The organism is Psychromonas antarctica, from assembly GCF_022267535.1.
Classification (GTDB): domain Bacteria; phylum Pseudomonadota; class Gammaproteobacteria; order Enterobacterales; family Psychromonadaceae; genus Psychromonas; species Psychromonas antarctica.
The window spans coordinates 1-854 of record NZ_JAHNZV010000267.1 but is presented as its reverse complement, the minus strand read 5'-3'; the positions used below and the strand labels follow the sequence as shown (position 1 = coordinate 854).

The window sequence follows — 854 nt, the reverse complement described above, 5'->3', positions numbered from 1 at the left end:
GTTTCCAAGACGCTTGCGATTTCTCATATTTTACAATACAAAAAACAACATTCGTTTTTCGTGCACCTATCAGTTAATCGAAACTAACTGAGTAGATACGTACATTATCCAAAGTATCAGTTTGAATAATATTTATTTTTGCTTGATTCATTTACCAACACCTGAGTGTTAATAAACGAAAACTGTTCACATTTCACTACGTGAAAAATGAACTTTTCGTTTCTGTTCATCTCAATGTCACAATAAATTGTAAACATCGTGATAAACAAGAACTTTATCAGCTTTCCTAATTGTTAAAGAGCAGTGTTAAAAAACACTTTATAAAGGCTCTAAGCGTCACCACGCAGAGCGTGGGAACGAGATCTTTTATAAAGTACTTTTCAGCATAAACAGAAATAGTATCCCTTAAATTCAGAAACTGAATTTGCGGAGCAAATATCACTTTATTCATTTAAATAAAAAGTGGTATCCCCAAGGGGATTTGAACCCCTGTTACCGCCGTGAAAGGGCGGTGTCCTAGGCCTCTAGACGATGGGGACATAGAACCATGTGCGCTTTATCATTCTAATCAAACAATCTGTGTGAACACTCACCAAGTATTTGCGAAGCAAAAACATGGGCCGGTAGATTTATTTGCCTAAGCAAATTCATCGAAAGGCTTGTACTGCAGAGCACTCGCAAGCAAGTCTCTAACGTGTCAATCCGCAAGCGAATTAACTGATGTGTCTCTTTACGTAAGGAGGTGATCCAGCCCCAGGTTCCCCTAGGGCTACCTTGTTACGACTTCACCCCAGTCATGAACCACACCGTGGTCATCGCCATCCCCGAAAGGTTAAGCTAATGACTTCTGGTGC

Annotated in this window: 1 tRNA gene and 1 rRNA gene; both read right to left on the bottom strand. The window is 39.7% G+C overall.

From position 1 onward, the window contains the following. Positions 1 to 463: 463 nt before the first annotated feature. Positions 464 to 539, bottom strand: a tRNA-Glu gene (locus KSO91_RS17405). A 196-nt stretch (positions 540 to 735) separates the two neighbouring features. Beyond that, positions 736 to 854: ribosomal RNA gene (locus KSO91_RS17400) — 16S ribosomal RNA — on the bottom strand; the annotation flags it as partial.